This is a genomic window from Pseudomonas sp. PDM01 (assembly GCF_014852325.1).
Lineage (GTDB): Bacteria > Pseudomonadota > Gammaproteobacteria > Pseudomonadales > Pseudomonadaceae > Aquipseudomonas > Aquipseudomonas migulae.
Window position 1 is genome coordinate 191,408 of the sequence record NZ_JACVBK010000001.1, and the last position, 16,524, is coordinate 207,931.

The 16,524-nt window shown below is 60.3% G+C and carries 15 protein-coding genes; 7 read left to right on the top strand and 8 right to left on the bottom strand.

Annotated features, from left to right (window positions below):
• Positions 1-9 precede the first annotated feature (9 nt).
• Both IB246_RS00890 and IB246_RS00895 read right to left on the bottom strand, forming a co-directional pair.
• On the bottom strand, positions 10-642 hold the full coding sequence (locus tag IB246_RS00890) for a response regulator (protein ID WP_017339266.1): 633 nt from the start codon (positions 640-642) through the stop codon (positions 10-12).
• A 26-nt stretch (positions 643-668) separates the two neighbouring features.
• Positions 669-2,030 (bottom strand): cache domain-containing protein, encoded by a 1,362-nt coding sequence (locus IB246_RS00895; protein ID WP_008036355.1) that lies wholly within the window; start codon positions 2,028-2,030, stop codon positions 669-671.
• Positions 2,031-2,381: 351 nt separating this feature from the next.
• Here IB246_RS00895 and IB246_RS00900 point away from each other — a divergent pair, with 351 nt between their 5' ends.
• Both IB246_RS00900 and IB246_RS00905 read left to right on the top strand, forming a co-directional pair.
• Positions 2,382-4,439, top strand: coding sequence for a carbon starvation CstA family protein (locus IB246_RS00900; protein WP_008024713.1), 2,058 nt, complete (start codon positions 2,382-2,384; stop codon positions 4,437-4,439).
• A 14-nt stretch (positions 4,440-4,453) separates the two neighbouring features.
• Positions 4,454-4,651 carry a YbdD/YjiX family protein gene (locus IB246_RS00905; protein WP_007900300.1) on the top strand — a complete coding sequence of 66 codons (198 nt, stop codon included), beginning with the start codon at positions 4,454-4,456 and terminating at the stop codon, positions 4,649-4,651.
• 136 nt (positions 4,652-4,787) lie between these two features.
• On the opposite strand, the gene IB246_RS00910 is transcribed toward IB246_RS00905, so the two are convergent.
• The gene (locus IB246_RS00910) at positions 4,788-5,015 is read right to left on the bottom strand and encodes a hypothetical protein (RefSeq protein WP_223435174.1); all 228 of its coding nucleotides are present in this window, start codon (positions 5,013-5,015) and stop codon (positions 4,788-4,790) included.
• Positions 5,016-5,248: 233 nt separating this feature from the next.
• Between IB246_RS00910 and IB246_RS00915 the strand changes: the two genes are divergently transcribed.
• The gene (locus IB246_RS00915) at positions 5,249-5,980 is read left to right on the top strand and encodes a CPBP family intramembrane glutamic endopeptidase (RefSeq protein WP_008039129.1); all 732 of its coding nucleotides are present in this window, start codon (positions 5,249-5,251) and stop codon (positions 5,978-5,980) included.
• 21 nt (positions 5,981-6,001) lie between these two features.
• Here IB246_RS00915 and IB246_RS00920 read toward each other — a convergent pair whose 3' ends face one another.
• From IB246_RS00920 to IB246_RS00940, 5 genes are all read right to left on the bottom strand, one after another.
• Positions 6,002-7,213 carry an MFS transporter gene (locus IB246_RS00920; protein ID WP_008039128.1) on the bottom strand — a complete coding sequence of 404 codons (1,212 nt, stop codon included), beginning with the start codon at positions 7,211-7,213 and terminating at the stop codon, positions 6,002-6,004.
• Positions 7,210-7,602: a GlcG/HbpS family heme-binding protein gene (locus tag IB246_RS00925; protein ID WP_008039127.1), complete on the bottom strand. Its 393-nt coding sequence runs from the start codon at positions 7,600-7,602 to the stop codon at positions 7,210-7,212. Before IB246_RS00925 ends, IB246_RS00920 begins: the two co-directional genes overlap by 4 nt.
• 84 nt (positions 7,603-7,686) lie before the next feature.
• A complete protein-coding gene (locus tag IB246_RS00930; protein ID WP_008039126.1) occupies positions 7,687-8,406 on the bottom strand; it encodes an IclR family transcriptional regulator in 720 nt (239 codons plus the stop codon).
• Between the two features lie 309 nt (positions 8,407-8,715).
• Positions 8,716-9,831: a Gfo/Idh/MocA family protein gene (locus IB246_RS00935; protein ID WP_008039125.1), complete on the bottom strand. Its 1,116-nt coding sequence runs from the start codon at positions 9,829-9,831 to the stop codon at positions 8,716-8,718.
• A gap of 135 nt (positions 9,832-9,966) precedes the next feature.
• Complete coding sequence (locus IB246_RS00940; protein WP_008039123.1) at positions 9,967-10,887, bottom strand: MurR/RpiR family transcriptional regulator; 921 nt, start codon at positions 10,885-10,887, stop codon at positions 9,967-9,969.
• Between the two features lie 321 nt (positions 10,888-11,208).
• Here IB246_RS00940 and IB246_RS00945 point away from each other — a divergent pair, with 321 nt between their 5' ends.
• The 4 genes from IB246_RS00945 (at position 11,209) to IB246_RS00960 (ending at position 16,515) form a co-directional block, all read left to right on the top strand.
• Positions 11,209-13,146: a bifunctional 5-dehydro-2-deoxygluconokinase/5-dehydro-2-deoxyphosphogluconate aldolase gene (locus IB246_RS00945; protein ID WP_008039121.1), complete on the top strand. Its 1,938-nt coding sequence runs from the start codon at positions 11,209-11,211 to the stop codon at positions 13,144-13,146.
• Positions 13,147-13,282: 136 nt separating this feature from the next.
• A complete protein-coding gene (iolE, locus tag IB246_RS00950) occupies positions 13,283-14,176 on the top strand; it encodes a myo-inosose-2 dehydratase (RefSeq protein WP_008039119.1) in 894 nt (297 codons plus the stop codon).
• A complete protein-coding gene (iolB, locus tag IB246_RS00955; RefSeq protein ID WP_008039118.1) occupies positions 14,173-14,982 on the top strand; it encodes a 5-deoxy-glucuronate isomerase in 810 nt (269 codons plus the stop codon). The genes iolE and iolB overlap by 4 nt, the downstream gene beginning before the upstream one ends.
• Positions 14,983-15,012: 30 nt before the next feature.
• Entirely contained in the window at positions 15,013-16,515 is a 1,503-nt protein-coding gene (locus IB246_RS00960) for a CoA-acylating methylmalonate-semialdehyde dehydrogenase (RefSeq protein ID WP_008039116.1), read from the top strand.
• Positions 16,516-16,524: the final 9 nt, after the last annotated feature.

A 16,524-nucleotide genomic window follows, 5' to 3' on the forward strand; every position in this document is an offset into this window, starting at 1 on the left:
TCGGCAGGCTTATGGGGAAATGATCCCGTGGTCGATAGCGTATTTGACCAGCGCCGCCGGTTTGTCGATGTTGAGTTTGCGGCGGATGCTCAGGCGATGGGTTTCAACCGTGCGCACGCTGATGTCGAGGTCGCGGGCCATTTCCTTGTTGTTCATCCCCTGGGCCATTTTGTACAACACCTGGCTTTCACGCGGCGTCAGCTCGTTGTCGGTACTTTTATCAGCAATGAGCCGCTGGGCAATTTCCGCGCTGTAGAACGTGCCGCCGCTGGCAATGGCTTCGATGGCGGCGATGATTTCCCGTGACGGCGCGTTCTTCAGCACATAGCCGCTGGCACCCGAACGCACGGACTCGCTCACGTATTCATAATTGTCGTACATGCTCAGCACCAGCACTTTGAGCGACGGGTACTGGCTGCGCAGCAACCGGGTCAGCTCCAGCCCGTTCATGTCCTTGAGGCTGATGTCGACCAGCAGCAGGTCAGGCTGGCAGCGTCCGACCATCTCGATGGCGTCCGCGCCATTCTCGGCTTCACCCACCACTTCCAGCGGGGCCATGACGGACAGCAGCGCCTTGATCCCGTCGCGAACCAGGGAGTGATCGTCGACCAGGGCGACGCGGATCGGGGAGGGCAGGTTAATCACGGGCATTCACTCTTATTGTCTGATCAGCGTTTTGTGCCGGGCATTTTCATGGGCAGCAGCACGTCCAGCTCACTTCTTCCCGGCACCGAGATCAGCTCGAACCGGCCGCCAAAGTGCTCGACACGCTCACGGATATTACGCAGGCCGATGCCGGCATGGCCACGTTCGACCTGGGCGACGTTGAAGCCGATACCGTCATCGATCACCGTCAGCCGGATGGACTCTTCAGAACCGTGCAGGTTGATGGAAACGTTTTTTGCCTGTGCATGGCGTTCAATGTTGGTCAGGCCTTCCTGCACAATGCGAAACAACGAAACCGCCGCGCCATCGACCAGATGGCAGTCGAATTCGTTGTCGTTATAGGTCACTGTGAGGCCGCTGCGTTGCTCGAATTCCTCGGCAAGTTGACCGATGGCCGCCGACAGCCCCAGGGTGTCGAGCAAGGATGAGCGCAGGTCGTGGGAGAGGCTGCGCACCTCGCCAATCGCTTCGCCGAGACGTTCCGTGGCCTCTCTTAAAATGCTCAACCCTTTGTCTTGTCCATTCTCCAGCACATGGCTGGCGAGTTCGAACTGGAACTTGATGGAGACGAGCACCTGACTGATGCCGTCGTGCAGTTCACGGGAAACCCGCGAGCGTTCTTCCTCCTGCAAACTGACGATTCGCTGGGTCAGGCGTTGCAGTTTTTTGTCGGCCAGACGGTGCTCGCTCACGTTCAGCGTCATGCCGCTGGCAAAGACAAACAGCACCGCCACGAGGGCCACGGCGGCAATCGCCAGCATGGTTTTGCGGATGCCCTGGGCCACTTCGTCACGCGCCTGTTGGGTCGCGCGTTCGACGTCCTCAAGGTAAATGCCGGTGCCGAGCATCCAGCCCCAGTGATCCAGCATCACCACGTAGGCGAGCTTGTCGGTGACCTGGCCGGAAGACGGCTTGTTCCAGGCGTAGCGTTGAAAGCCTTCGCCCGATTGCGCACTTTTGAGCAATGCCTGAATCACCGGCAGGCCGTGCGGGTCCTTCATGTCCCACAGGTATTGGCCGACCAGTTCCGACTGTCGCGCGTGCATCAGGCTGCGACCTTCGCGGTCGTACACGAAGAAGTAGCCATTGATGCCAAAGCTGAGTTTGCGCAGTTCTTCCAGCACGCGTTGCTGGGCGTGTTCGTCACCGTGGCCGTCGTCGTACAGCGGCGCGATCAGGCTTTGCGCCATTTCCACGTAGTTTTTCAGTTCGGCGCGCTTGCTCGCCAGGATGCTGTCTTCGATCAATTGCGCCTGTTGATCACCCACCTGGCGGTTCAGGGAAATCACCAGCCCACAGATGACAGCGATCGCCAACACCAGCGGCAAAATCCCGAGCGCGACGATTTTGTGTTTGAGCTGCATCTGGGCTCCTGTCCGGACCGGGGGAAGGCGAAGGCCGGCATCATATGCCAAAGATGCGCACGTCCAGTAGCGTTGCTGGACGGAATGACCTGCGGCTTTCTGGACGACGCGAAATTGTAGGAGCCAGCTTGCTGGCGATCCAGACGACGCGGTGTATCAGTCACGCCACCATCGCCAGCAAGCTGGCTCCTACAGGTTTTGCGCTTCTACGTAGAACTACGTAGAGAGCGCGTACGTAGTAACGCGGATTTATTTGTAGACGGCATGCGCGGATATTGGGCCAGCTCCGCACAGCGGACACAATTATAAAAATTACCGCCGCAGTCACAAGCTGTCGGCAGGAGACACGCTATGCCCCGTCTGGCTAAACACCTCGCCTGGTTTGCCGTGGCTGTTCTGGGAGCGTTTGCGCTAAGTGTCGTGGCCCTGCGCCGCGGCGAAGCGATCAACGCCCTCTGGATCGTAGTCGCAGCCGTCGCCATCTACCTCGTCGCATACCGCTACTACAGCCTGTTCATCGCCAACAAGGTGATGCAACTGGACCCCAATCGAGCCACTCCCGCCGTACTCAATAACGATGGCCTGGACTACGTTCCGACCAACAAGCACGTACTCTTCGGTCACCACTTCGCAGCCATTGCCGGCGCAGGCCCGCTGGTCGGTCCGGTATTGGCGGCGCAGATGGGCTATCTGCCCGGCACACTTTGGCTGATCGCCGGTGTGGTGCTGGCCGGTGCGGTTCAGGACTTCATGGTCCTGTTCATGTCCACCCGCCGCAACGGCCGCTCCCTGGGCGATATGGTCCGTGAAGAAATGGGCCGCATCCCCGGCACCATCGCGCTGTTCGGCTGCTTCCTGATCATGATCATCATCCTCGCGGTGCTGGCGCTGATCGTGGTCAAAGCCCTGGCCGAAAGCCCTTGGGGCATGTTCACCGTGATGGCGACCATCCCGATCGCGATGTTCATGGGCATCTACATGCGCTACATCCGTCCGGGCCGCATCGGTGAAATCTCGATCATCGGCGTGTTCCTGCTGCTGGGCTCGATCTGGCTGGGCGGGCAGATTGCCGCTGACCCAGTGTGGGCCAAGGCCTTCACCTTCACTGGCATTCAAATCACCTGGATGTTGATCGGCTACGGTTTCGTTGCCGCGGTACTGCCGGTGTGGCTGATTCTGGCACCGCGTGACTACCTCTCCACGTTCCTGAAAATCGGCACCATTGTGGCATTGGCGATCGGCATTCTGATCACCATGCCCGAGCTGAGAATGCCGGCACTGACCCAGTTCATCGATGGCACCGGTCCGGTGTGGAAGGGCGGTATGTTCCCGTTCCTGTTCATCACCATTGCCTGTGGCGCGGTATCGGGTTTCCACTCGCTGATCGCTTCCGGCACCACGCCGAAGCTGCTCGCCAGTGAAGGTCATGCCCGCTACATCGGTTACGGCGGCATGCTGATGGAATCCTTCGTCGCCATCATGGCCATGGTTGCGGCATCGGTGATCGATCCGGGCGTGTATTTCGCCATGAACAGCCCAGCGGCGATTGTCGGCGCGGATGCTGTTTCGGTTGCGCAGACTGTCAGCAGCTGGGGCTTTGCAATTACCCCGGAAGCGCTGCAAGCAGTGGCCAAGGACATCGGTGAAACCACCATCCTGGCCCGTGCCGGCGGTGCACCGACCCTGGCGGTCGGTATCGCGCAGATCCTGCACCACGTCCTGCCGGGTGAAAACACCATGGCGTTCTGGTACCACTTTGCGATCCTGTTTGAAGCGCTGTTCATCCTGACCGCAGTCGATGCCGGTACCCGTGCCGGTCGCTTCATGTTGCAGGATTTGCTCGGCTCCTTCGTGCCGGCGCTGAAACGCACCGAATCCTGGACCGCCAACCTGATCGCCACCGCCGGTTGTGTGGCGATGTGGGGTTACTTGCTCTATCAAGGCGTGATCGATCCGCTGGGTGGCATCAACACCTTGTGGCCGCTGTTCGGCATCTCCAACCAGATGCTGGCTGGTATCGCGCTGATGTTGGCGACGGTTGTGCTGATCAAAATGAAACGCCAGCGCTACGTCTGGGTGACCATGCTGCCTGCGGTCTGGCTGCTGATCTGCACCACCACCGCCGGTTTCATCAAGCTGTTCGACGCCAACCCGGCGATCGGCTTCCTCGCGCTGGCCAAGAAGTACAGCGATGCCTTGGCCAACGGCCAGGTACTCGCCCCGGCCAAGAGCATCGAGCAGATGCAGCACGTGATCTACAACGCCTACACCAATGCGACGTTGACCGCGCTGTTCCTGTTGGTGGTGTTCAGCATCCTGTTCTTTGCCCTCAAGGTCGGCATTGCCGCGTGGGGAACCAAGGAGCGCACGGATAAAGAAGCGCCATTCCAGGCCCTGCCGAATGCGTGATCGAGGAGTGCAGCATGTTCAATGACCTGAGTCGCCTCGGTAAATACCTCGGTCAGGCCGCGCGCCTGATGGTCGGCATGCCCGACTACGATACTTACGTCGAGCATATGCAGACCAAACATCCGGACAAACCGGTGATGAGTTACGAGGTGTTCTTCCGGGAGCGCCAGGAAGCGCGTTACGGAAGCAAGGCCGGGCCAAAGTGCTGTTGACCCGGTTGTCGGGTTAACAGCAATCCCTGTGGGAGCTAGCCTGCTGGCGATGGCGGCTGAACATTCAACATCACTGTTGATTGACAGTCCGCCATCGCCAGCAGGCTAGCTCCCACATTGTTTTGCGCAGTAATTTTCAGGGTTTACGTTCGATGAGGGTTCGCCCCGGTTCATTGCGGCACACAAGCTTGTCCCGATAGTTGTCACACAGCGATCTCAGCACATCACTCGCGCAAGCCCCGCTGATCCGCCGATCAATCGCAAAACCCGCCACGTCGCCCTTCAGTTGAATATCCACCCCCGACACCGTCTCCAATCGCTGCTTGATCGGCGCTTCTGCTGTTTGCACGGCCTCGCGGAACATTGAACTGTGCAAATGGCCACACGTCCAAGCCATTAAGCCGGTTTGAGCATTTCAATGTTTCTGGAGGCGGGTGATGTCGAGGCGGGCGTTGATTCGGTTTTTTGCGGTTTATCTGTCCGCTTTCCTGGTGTTCGGATTGGGCGTGGCCGCGGCGTCTCCCTGGATTGCCACTCACATTCTTCTGAAGTGGATGCTATAACCCGGCACTCGCCTCGACGCCAACGGACAGACACATGATTGAAGAGGGACTTTCGCTACTGATCGATTACGGCACTTATCTGCTGCCCGGTTTTAGCCTCTGTGCTCTCTGGTTCTGGCTGACGCCGAAGACGCAACCCGGTTTGCGTATTGTGATCCTGCTGCTGACCTTCGTCCTGCTGCGCGATGTGATGACACCGCTGCGCTTATGGTCCCTGAGTGGCGATGTGCAGATCGGCTTTGTTGCTAATCCGTTTGTCCTGGCCGTGCTGGGTGCACTGTCGCTGGCGATCGTCGCCGCGCTGGCAAGGATCGCCCCGCAGCTTTGGCAACTCGTCGTCTGGAGGAAGGGCAATCTGGCTGCAGGGCTTGCGCTGGGTGTTGCGGCCGGGTGTGCGATCGGCGTTCCGCTGCGGCTCTATCAAGGCATCGGTGTAGGCGAAATAGCCGGTTACTGGCCCTGGTTGATGGGCATGGTCGTGCTGGCCTACGGCGGGAATGCCTTGGAAGAAGTGCTGTTTCGCGGGTTCCTGCAAGGTCACCTCGAACACCACACCTCTGCGATACGAGCCGCCTTGATCAGCGCTGTCGCCTTCTCGGCCTGCCATTCGTTTCTGGCACTGAGCGTCACCCGGATTGGCTGGCCGATTCTACTGTTCACGTTGCTGGAGGGGCTGGTCTGTGCTTTCGTCCGCATGCGCTACGGCGTGATCGCCGCCACCGCTGCACACGGGACGGCGATATTGCTCATCGCCGTTCCCATGTGATTGATCAGCATTGGGGGTTGCTCAGGGGTTGCAGATTTCGGCTCGGTGCTCAAGCGAGTCTTTTCGGTTGAGCGACAGCAGCCAGATCAGCGGCAACTGCGCAAGGATCACGGTCACGACACCGGCCCAGGGTGTGAGAGCCATTTGCCCATTGGCGACCAGGGCACTGCCGCTGGTTTCGCCCAAGGCGATACCGAGGTTGAAGGCCGAAATGTTCAGCGCCGAAGCGAACGCCACGGCGTGCGGGGTATAGCGTTCGGCGGTGGCCAGCATGCCGGCCTGGGCGGCGGGAGAGAGACCGAAGGCCAGCGCGCCCCAGAAAAACAGCATCACTACCATCGGCAGTTGATAGGGCAACAGCAGTGCGACCGCCGCCAGCACGAGTGTCAGTAGCACAAAGATCATTCGCAGCGCCGATTGCCAGCCCATCGAGGCCGCGAGTCGGCCCCCGACCAGATTGCCGACCAGGGTCGCAACACCGAATACGACCAACAACAAACTGGCGGTCGCGGTGGAAAAGCCGCTGATGTCGGTGAGGATCGGGGTGATAAAGGTGAAGGCGGCAAAGCTTGAACCGAAACCCAACACGGTCACGGCCATCATCGCCAGAATGGCCGGGTGCCTGAGCGCTGCCAACTGAGTGAGAGCTTTGCCCGACGGCGGCGTCGGCACGTTCGGCAACCACCGCGTACTGGCTATCAAGGACAGGGCGGCCAGCAGCGCGACCGCATAAAACGGCAGCCGCCACCCCATCGCGTTACCCAGGATGCTGCCAATCGGCACACCGATGACCATCGCCAGCGTCAAGCCGGCGAACATCACGGCAATGGCTTTGCTTGCCTGTCCCTTTGGCGCCAGGCTGGCGGCGACGGTGGCACCGATGGCAAAAAAGCTGCCATGAGCAAGCGCGGTGATGATGCGTCCTGCCAGTAACCAAGGGTAATCGGTGGAGAGCGCTGCCAGCAGATTCCCGCCCAGAAACAACGCAATCAACGCCAGCAGCACCGGTTTGCGCGGCAGGCGCGCCAGTGCCAGAACGGTCAGCGGCGTGCCCAGTGCCAGGGCCAACGCGTACAGCCCGACCAGGCTCCCCGCACGCGCCAGTGGGATGTCGAGGTCAGAGGCGATAGCCGGGAGAATGCCGACGACAATGAACTCGGCCATTCCGATAGCGAAAGCGGTCACCGCCAGCGCCACCACGCCAGGGTGAATACGTTGCGTGGTCGGATTCATGGGCGACCCGCTGCCTGCAGGGCAATCACCTGATCCGCCTCGACGGTCGCCCCGGCAACGCCAACGGCGCCGATGACCTTGCCGTGTTCATCACGCAGCACCACGCCACCGCCAAAGCTGATCAGGCCGCCGTTGGTAGCCTCCAGCGAGTAAATGGCTCCGCCCGGTTGCGCTTCCATACCCAGTTCGGCGCTGTCGGTGCGAAACAACGCCGCCGTGCGTGCTTTTTTCAGCGAAACATCGATGGCGCCTGGCACAGCGTCATCCATGCGCACGAAATGGCGCAGAAGTCCGGCATCGTCGACCACGCTGATGCAGACGGCGAAACCCTGATCACGCGCCTGCGCTTGTGCACGGTTAATGACCTGCTGGGACAATTGCTCAAACATTCGGGACTCCATTGAATAAAACGACAGGAACGCGATGATCCCGACGATTGCTTTTCAAGGGAATATGCCCCAGGCCATTGGCGGCTAAAGTTTGAGCATGTCGAACATTTCGCGCATGGCGTGGTTCGCCAACGTGCACAACGCTGTCTTGGGCAGGCGTGAGGCGGGCGCGGCAACACCGAGCGCCGCCACCACGCGACCTTGCAAACGCAGGGGCAGGGCGACGCAGTTAAGCCCCGGCTCGGCTTCTTCAAGGTCTAACGCGTAGCCATGGGTGACGATACCTGCCAACTCGATTTCCAGTTCCGCAGGCAGCAAGTCCGCTCGACGCAGGCTACGACGCAGGTCCTCGTCAAAGGCCAGGAATATTTTACCGATGGCCGAGGTGGTCAGCCCGGCGCGACGCCCGCGCGGGCTTGCAACGCGCAAGTTGCCGCTGCCTTCCAGGGCATCCATGTAGAGGTATTCGCGGGTGCCACAGGGCGCTGCGAGGAAACAGGTTTCGCCACTGCGTTCGGCCAGCGTGCGCAGCGCAGGGGCAAAGGTTTCACGCAGCAACGCATCGGCGTCGTTCAACGGTTGAGCGATTTCGCGCAGGCGCAAACCCAACGCATAGTGGGTGCCGCGGCGGGCAATGTAGCCCATGGTGGCCAGTGTATTGAGCAGGCCGTGCAAGGTGCTCTTGTGCAGTCCGGATTGCGCCGCAAGGTCCACCAAGCGGATTTCGCCCCCTGCCGCTGCGATGGTTTCAAGGATCATCATCGCGCGCTCGACGGACTGTATGCCTTTGTTCTCGTTGATCATGTGAGGGACGTTCGTTGGCCAGTAATGAGTCTGAGGTCCACGAGGCATAGTGCCTAGTGGTTCGGTGAAAGCCCATGAGTCGCAGGATTATCCACGCTGACAGGATTGGGCAGCCGTCCTGATCATCCGGGGGGCTTGATGCTGGCGTGAAGGTGGCCGGAGCGATTGGCGGGGAAAGTTTGATGATGTCGGAGTTTAGCGCGGGTGATTGTCTGCGCCGGTCGCAAAACGCCCGCAGCACACAGAACAATTGTGGGAGCGAGCAGGCTCGCTCCCACAGGGATTGGCGTTCTTCAACGCCTATTGCGATCAGACCTCGCTGATATTGACCCAGCGCTGTTCCTGCGCCGCCAATCGAATTGCCGTCGCCAGTCGCTCCACTTCAAAGGCTTGCTCGAAATCGGTGCCGGCTTGTCCGTGGCCGGCCAAGGCCATGATCAGCTCATGCACTTCCAGCGTCTTCAACTCGTTGTAGCCCAACTGATGCCCCGGCGCTGGACTGAACGCTGCGTAACCGGGCAAGTCCGGTCCGGCGAGTAAACGCTGGAAACCGTCCTGGCCGGCGCGGCACAGGCGTAACTCATTCAAGCGTTCCTGATCGAACGCCAGGGTGCCTCGGGTACCGCTGATCTCGAAGCTCAGATGATTCTTGTAGCCGTGCTTGAGCCAACTGCTGCTGAAGGTGCCACGGGCGCCGCTGGCAAAGCGCAGCAAGGCATGGGCGTGATCGTCGACAGCAATGCTGCGTTGATCCTGGCTACCGGCCGCGACCGGGCGCTGGCGGTGCACAGTCTGGGAGTCGGCGCACACCGCTTCGACATTACCCAGCAGATGGCGCGCCATGGCGAGCAAGTGACTGCCCAGATCCGCCAATGCCCCGCCGGCATGCCCGGCCTCACAGCGCCACGACCAGGGGGACGCTGGATCGGCCATGAAATCTTCGCTGAATTCGCCTTGAAAACTGATGATCTCGCCGAGTTCGCCGCTCAGAATCAACTTACGTGCCAGGCCAATGATCGGGTTGTGCTGGTAGTTGTAGCCGACACGGGTGACCACGCCGGCATCCTTGGCCGCCACGTGCATGGCATTCGCCTGTTCAAGGTTCACCGCCAGCGGTTTTTCGCAGTACACCGGCTTGCCGGCGGCAAGAGCGGCCATGGCCATCGGGTAGTGCAGATGGTTGGGGGTGGTGATGGCGATCAGGTTGACCTTGGGGTCGTCGATCAATTGCTGCCAGTCGCCATGGGCCTGCTCAAAGCCCCAGGCAGTGGCGCATGCTTGCGCACGAACGGGATCGGCGTCGGCCAGGGCGGCGAGGCGAAGCGTGAAGGGCAGTTCGAATGCCGCACTGACGTTGCGAAAGGCCAGGGCATGGGCACGGCCCATGAAACCCGTGCCGATAAGTCCGATTCCGAGTTCGCGCATGACAGGATCCTTTGGATTCTTGTTTTCAGAGATCCAATTTATAGAATAAATATTCTCTTGTTTCAATTTTTAGAATAAATATTTACACGCGATCGCTGAGTCGCCGTATGCGGAACCGTAACACCCGTGTCCGGGTCAGTCGTCGAACCCGACCTGTTCGTGAATCTCATCGACCTTCAACTCCAGTCGATAGGCCACGGCGATAAACAGCGCCTGACACAGGCACAGGGTCGCACTCAATGAACGGAACGCAAACGAACTGCCTTCGTTGACCAGCAGCAGGGTGTTGGCGCGCTTGGCCAGGGGCGAGAGATTGCTGTCGGTGATGATCAGGGTTTTCGCCTGATGATGCTGGGCGATGCGCAGGCAGTGCTGGGTTTCCTTGCCGTATGGCGTGAAGCTGATGGCGATCACCAGGTCATTGGCGCGCACGCTGCGCATCTGCTCGCGGTAGCTGCCGCCGAGCCCAGACACCAAATGAATGCGCTTGTTGGTGTGTTGCAGGTTGTAGACCAGGTAATCGGCTACCGCGAACGAACGGCGCACGCCGACCACGTAGATGTTGTCGGCGTTGACCACCAGGTCCACGGCCTTGTCGAAGGCCTGGTCATCGAGTTCCAGCCCCAGTCGCTCGATGCCCGACAGGGTCGCGTCGATGCACTCGCGCGCCAGGTCGCCGCCGCTGGCTTTCTGCGACTTGTTGGCGATCATGCTGCGAATGCGCTGCTGGTAGTTCTGTACCGGCGTGGTTTTGTGGGTATACGCCTCGCGGAACAATGCCTGCATTTCGCTGAAACCGCTGAAGCCGAAACGCTGGGAAAACCGCACGATGGCCGACGGGTGCACTTCGCACTCGCGAGCGATGTCGCTGATGCGGTCGACCATGATCCGGTCGCTCTGCTGGCTCATGTAACTGGCAATGCGTTTGAGCTGGCGCGGCAGGCTTTCGTATTCATTGGTGATCAGCTGCAGCAGGCGCTCGGCATTGATCGGGGGGCTGACAAGATCGCTCTCGGGCGTGCTCTCGGTCGTATCCGGCTGATCGGTGCGGGACATAAGGAATCCTTCTGGCTTGTTCTTGGCTTGTTCTTATAGCGACGATGTTTCACCGCGTCCCAGGACAATAGGTTGGCTGTGCGCAGTCTACAGGGTAGGCCCGAACAAAATCATGAGCTTGCGGTAGTGTGAGGCTTGCTGAAACGATGCACCGCCTCTGGAGTGCTTGTAATGAAGCTTATTGGAAAAAATATTCTACGTAAAAATTATTTGGAATAATTATTGATTATTCGGTCCCGGTCGTTTTAGTCTGCATCCACCAAGAGTGTTCGGCACGGTCATCGTCCTGAACACAGGCTGATAAAAATAACAGGAGCCAGCATGGGCCAGACTCGTTTTGCCAGTGGACGCCAATTGGATCTGATTTGCCTGGGGCGACTGGGTGTCGACCTCTATGCGCAGCAAGTCGGGGCGCGGTTGGAGGATGTGAGCAGCTTCGCCAAGTACCTCGGTGGATCGTCCGCCAACATCGCTTTCGGCACCGCCCGGTTGGGGCTCAAGTCGGCGATGCTGAGCCGGGTAGGGGACGACCACATGGGACGTTTCCTGGTCGAATCCCTGGCCCGCGAAGGCTGCGATACCAGCGGTATCAACGTTGATCCGGAGCACCTGACGGCGATGGTGTTGCTCGGCCTCAAGGACCGCGAGACCTTTCCTTTGGTGTTCTATCGCGAAAACTGTGCCGACATGGCGCTACAGGCCGAAGACATCAGCGAAGCCTTTATCGCCTCCAGCAAAGCCTTGCTGATCACCGGCACGCATTTCTCCACCGACGGCGTCTACAAGGCGAGCATCCAGGCGCTGGACTATGCCGAAAAACACAACGTCAAACGGGTTCTGGACATCGACTACCGCCCGGTCCTGTGGGGGCTTGCCGGCAAGGCCGATGGCGAAACCCGGTTCATTGCCGACCAGAACGTCAGTCAGCATGTGCAGAAAATCCTCCCGCGTTTCGATCTTATTGTCGGCACCGAAGAAGAGTTTCTGATTGCCGGTGGTTCCGAGGACTTGCTCACCGCGCTGCGCAATGTCCGTCGATTGAGTGACGCGACCCTGGTGGTCAAACTCGGCCCGCAAGGCTGCACGGTGATTCACGGGGTGATCCCGGAGCGTCTGGAAGATGGCGCGATTTATCCCGGCGTGCGGGTCGAAGTGCTGAACGTACTAGGGGCCGGCGATGCCTTTATGGCCGGCTTCCTCAGCGGTTGGCTGGAGGATGCCAGCGACGAGCATTGCTGCCGGTTGGCCAATGCCTGCGGTGGCCTGGTGGTGTCACGCCATGCCTGCGCCCCGGCGATGCCGACCCGTGCCGAGCTCGATTATCTGTTCAACAGTCCGGTGCCGATTACCCGGCCGGATCAGGACGCCACGTTGCAACGCCTGCATCAGGTCAGTGTGTCGCGTAAGCCGTGGAAGCAACTGTTCATCTTTGCCTTCGACCATCGCTGGCAACTGGTGGAACTGGCGCAAAAGGGCGGTCGCGACCTCGGCGTCATCAGCGAACTCAAACAGCTCTTTATCAAAGCCGTGGAGCGGGTCGAACGCGATTTGCGCGAGCAGGGCATCGAGGCCGATGTCGGGCTGCTGGCGGACCAGCGTTTCGGCCAGGACTCGCTGAACGCGGCCACCGGTCGTGGCTGGTGGGTGGCGCGGCCGGTCGAGATACAAAACTCCCGTCCACTGGCCTTCGAACACGGGCGTTCGATCGGCAGCAACCTGATTGCCTGGCCGCAAGAGCAAATCATCAAATGCCTGGTGCAATTTCACCCGGACGACGAGCCAATGCTACGCCTGGAGCAGGAAGCGCAGATCAAGGGTTTGTACCAGGCGTCGCAAGTCAGCGGTCATGAACTGCTGCTGGAAATCATCCCGCCCAAGGATCATCCCTCGACGCACCCGGACGTGTTGTATCGCGCGCTCAAGCGCCTCTACAACCTGGGCATCTACCCGGCGTGGTGGAAGATCGAAGCCCAGAGCGCCGAGGAGTGGAAGCAACTCGACGAGCTGATCCAGGAGCGCGATCCGTACTGCCGAGGCGTGGTGTTGCTGGGCTTGAATGCCCCGGCGGCGACGTTGGCCGAAGGCTTTCAACAGGCTAGCCAGAGCCGGACATGCCGAGGGTTCGCCGTGGGGCGGACGATTTTTCAGGAACCAAGCCGTGCGTGGCTGGCTGGGGAAATCGACGACGAGGCGCTGATTCGACAGGTGCAGGGCACGTTTGTCGAATTGATCGATGCCTGGCGCACAGCCAGGGCTTGACGCGACACCGCGTTATCGTTGTTCGCTGGCAAGCCTCGCTCCTACAGATCACCGTAGCTTCCCGTAGGAGCGAGGCTTGCCCGCGAAGGCGGCCTCAGATTCAACGGAAATTCAGAAAACAATAAAAGGTGCAGCCATGCCCGCTATCCGAATTGGCATCAACCCGATCTCCTGGAGTAACGACGACCTGCCGTCCCTCGGTGGCGAGACGCCGCTGAGCACCGCCCTCGGCGAAGGCAAGGAGATCGGCTACGAAGGCTTCGAACTCAACGGCAAATTCCCCAAGGACGCCAAAGGCGTTGGCGATGTACTGCGCCCGTATGACCTGGCGCTGGTGTCCGGCTGGTATTCCAGTCGCCTGGCACGCCGCTCCGTGGCCGAGGAAATCGACGCCATTGCCAGCCATGTCGAGCTGCTGGCGAAGAACGGCGCCAAGGTGCTGGTTTACGGAGAAGTCGCCGATTCCATTCAAGGGCAACGTATTCCTCTGGTCGAACGCCCGCGTTTTCACACCGAACAGGCGTGGCAGGAATACGCTGACAAACTGACCGAGCTGGCGCGCTTCACCCTGTCGCAGGGTGTACGTCTGGCGTATCACCACCATATGGGCGCCTACGTCGAATCCCCGTCGGACATCGACACCCTGATGACGTTGACCGGCAGTGAAGTCGGCCTGCTCTTCGATTCGGGTCATTGCTACATGGGGGGCGGTGAACCCTTGCAGGTGCTGCGCAAACACATCTCACGCATTTGCCACGTGCATTTCAAGGACGTGCGCAAACCGGTAGTGCAGTTGGCGCGCAACAATCTGTGGAGCTTCCCGGACTGCATCATCAACGGCACCTTCACCGTGCCGGGAGATGGTGACATCGACTTCGCCGAACTGCTCGACGTGCTGCTGGCGGCCGATTACCAGGGCTGGCTGGTGGTCGAGGCCGAGCAGGACCCGGCGGTGGCCCCGAGCTACGTCTATGCCAAAAAAGGCTTCGACACCTTGCGTGCGCTGCTCGACGAGAGGACGGCACGATGAGCCTGCTGGTCAAAAGCAATGCCCGTGGCCGGACCATGGTCGAGTTGGGCAAAGGTGAACTTGAATACGTCGGTTTCGCCGCTTACCGCTTGAGCCTCGGCGAAACCCTGCCGGTCTCTGCCGGTGACAAGGAGCTGTGCCTGGTGCTGCTCAGCGGCCGGGTCGGCATCAAGGGTGAAACGCCGGGGCAGGGCGTGTTCGACTGGGACAACCTTGGGGATCGTCAGTCGGTGTTTGAAGACAAATCCCCGTTCGCCGCGTACTTGCCGCCCGGCAGTCAGGCCCGGATTGTCGCGTTGAGTGATGTGCAGATCGCCGTTTGCGCGGCGCCCGGTGCGCCAACCGAGAACCTCGGCCCACGGCTGATCAAACCCGAGACCATGAAACGCAGCGTGCGCGGCAAGGGCGCCAATACCCGCTACGTCTGCGACATCTTGCCGGACACCGAGCCGGCCCATTCGCTGCTGGTGGTGGAAGTGCGCACGCCTTCGGGGCACTCGTCGAGCTACCCGCCGCACAAGCACGACACCGACGACCTGCCGCACCAGAGCTTTCTCGAAGAAACCTATTACCACCAGATCAACCCGCCCCAGGGCTTCGTATTCCAACGGGTTTACACCGACGATCGCAGCATCGATCAGGCCATGGCCGTGGAAAACAACGACCTTGTGGTCGTGCCCAAGGGTTATCACCCGGTCAGTGTGCCGTACGGCTACGAGTCGTATTACCTGAACGTGATGGCGGGCCCGAAACGCGTCTGGCAATTCCATAACGATCCGCAGCACAGCTGGCTGCTGGATCTCTGAATTCCAACCTCTGCACGGAGAACAAGCACAATGAGCGACGCCCAGGTTGTAGGTCATTACATCGATGGTCAGGTGCAAGACAGCGGCAGTGAAAGGTTCAGCAACGTCTTCAACCCGGCCACCGGCAGCGTTCAGGCGCGGGTCGGGTTGGCCAGCCAGAAGACCGTGGACCAGGCTGTCGCCTCGGCCCTGAAAGCTTTTCCGGCCTGGTCCGAGCAATCGTCCCTGCGACGCTCGCGGGTGATGTTCAAGTTCAAGGAACTGCTCGACCGCCATCACGATGAGCTGGCGGAAATCATCAGCCGCGAACACGGCAAGGTCTTCTCCGACGCCAAGGGTGAAGTCACCCGCGGCATCGAAATCGTCGAATACGCCTGCGGTGCGCCGAACCTGCTGAAAACCGAGTTCAGCGACAACATCGGCGGCGGCATCGACAACTGGAACCTGCGTCAGCCGCTCGGTGTTTGCGCCGGGGTTACGCCGTTCAACTTCCCGGTGATGGTGCCGCTGTGGATGATCCCGCTGGCGCTGGTCACCGGTAACTGCTTCATCCTCAAGCCGTCCGAGCGCGATCCTTCCGCCAGTTTGCTGATGGCTCGCCTGCTGACCGAAGCCGGCTTGCCGGACGGTGTGTTCAACGTGGTCCAGGGGGACAAGACGGCGGTCGACGCCTTGCTGCAACACCCGGACATCGAAGCGATTTCGTTTGTCGGTTCAACGCCGATCGCCGAGTACATCCACCAGCAGGCGACCTCGCGTGGCAAGCGTGTACAGGCGCTGGGCGGGGCGAAGAACCACATGATCGTCATGCCCGATGCGGATCTGGATCAAGCGGCGGATGCCCTGATCGGCGCTGCTTATGGTTCGGCCGGTGAGCGCTGCATGGCGATTTCGATTGCCGTGGCAGTCGGTGATGTGGGGGACCGGTTGATTGCCAAACTGCTGCCGCGCATCGATCAGTTGAAAGTCGGCAATGGCCTGCAGGGTGACACCGACATGGGGCCATTGGTGACCGCCGAACACAAGGCCAAGGTTGAAGGCTTCATCGATCAGGGCGTGGCCCAGGGCGCGCAACTGATCGTTGACGGGCGCAACTTCAAGGTGCCGGGTGCCGAGAATGGCTTCTTTGTCGGCGCGACGCTGTTCGACAACGTCACGACCGGGATGAGCATCTACCAGCAGGAAATTTTCGGGCCGGTGCTGGGCATCGTTCGCGTGCCGGATTTCGCCAGTGCCGTGGCCCTGATCAACGCACATGAGTTCGGCAACGGCGTGTCGTGTTTTACCAGCGACGGCGGGATTGCCCGTGCCTTTGCGCGCAGCATCAAGGTTGGCATGGTCGGCATCAACGTGCCGATTCCGGTACCCATGGCCTGGCATTCGTTCGGCGGCTGGAAGCGCTCGCTGTTCGGCGACCACCATGCCTACGGCGAGGAAGGCATCCGCTTCTACAGCCGCTATAAAAGCGTGATGCAGCGCTGGCCTGACAGCATCGCCAAGGGCCCGGAATTCAGCATGCCGACGGCTAAATAATTCACCTGT

What these genes read in the sequence shown, in the direction of transcription:
- IB246_RS00930 (WP_008039126.1), bottom strand. Translation starts at nt 8,406, where the DNA reads ATGATCAACGAGAACAAAGGCATACAGTCCGTCGAGCGCGCGATGATG.
- IB246_RS00905 (WP_007900300.1), top strand. Translation starts at nt 4,454, where the DNA reads ATGTTCAATGACCTGAGTCGCCTCGGTAAATACCTCGGTCAGGCCGCG.
- IB246_RS00935 (WP_008039125.1), bottom strand. Translation starts at nt 9,831, where the DNA reads ATGCGCGAACTCGGAATCGGACTTATCGGCACGGGTTTCATGGGCCGT.
- iolE (WP_008039119.1), top strand. Translation starts at nt 13,283, where the DNA reads ATGCCCGCTATCCGAATTGGCATCAACCCGATCTCCTGGAGTAACGAC.
- IB246_RS00945 (WP_008039121.1), top strand. Translation starts at nt 11,209, where the DNA reads ATGGGCCAGACTCGTTTTGCCAGTGGACGCCAATTGGATCTGATTTGC.
- IB246_RS00910 (WP_223435174.1), bottom strand. Translation starts at nt 5,015, where the DNA reads ATGTTCCGCGAGGCCGTGCAAACAGCAGAAGCGCCGATCAAGCAGCGA.
- IB246_RS00960 (WP_008039116.1), top strand. Translation starts at nt 15,013, where the DNA reads ATGAGCGACGCCCAGGTTGTAGGTCATTACATCGATGGTCAGGTGCAA.
- IB246_RS00900 (WP_008024713.1), top strand. Translation starts at nt 2,382, where the DNA reads ATGCCCCGTCTGGCTAAACACCTCGCCTGGTTTGCCGTGGCTGTTCTG.
- IB246_RS00925 (WP_008039127.1), bottom strand. Translation starts at nt 7,602, where the DNA reads ATGTTTGAGCAATTGTCCCAGCAGGTCATTAACCGTGCACAAGCGCAG.
- IB246_RS00940 (WP_008039123.1), bottom strand. Translation starts at nt 10,887, where the DNA reads ATGTCCCGCACCGATCAGCCGGATACGACCGAGAGCACGCCCGAGAGC.
- iolB (WP_008039118.1), top strand. Translation starts at nt 14,173, where the DNA reads ATGAGCCTGCTGGTCAAAAGCAATGCCCGTGGCCGGACCATGGTCGAG.
- IB246_RS00915 (WP_008039129.1), top strand. Translation starts at nt 5,249, where the DNA reads ATGATTGAAGAGGGACTTTCGCTACTGATCGATTACGGCACTTATCTG.
- IB246_RS00895 (WP_008036355.1), bottom strand. Translation starts at nt 2,030, where the DNA reads ATGCAGCTCAAACACAAAATCGTCGCGCTCGGGATTTTGCCGCTGGTG.
- IB246_RS00920 (WP_008039128.1), bottom strand. Translation starts at nt 7,213, where the DNA reads ATGAATCCGACCACGCAACGTATTCACCCTGGCGTGGTGGCGCTGGCG.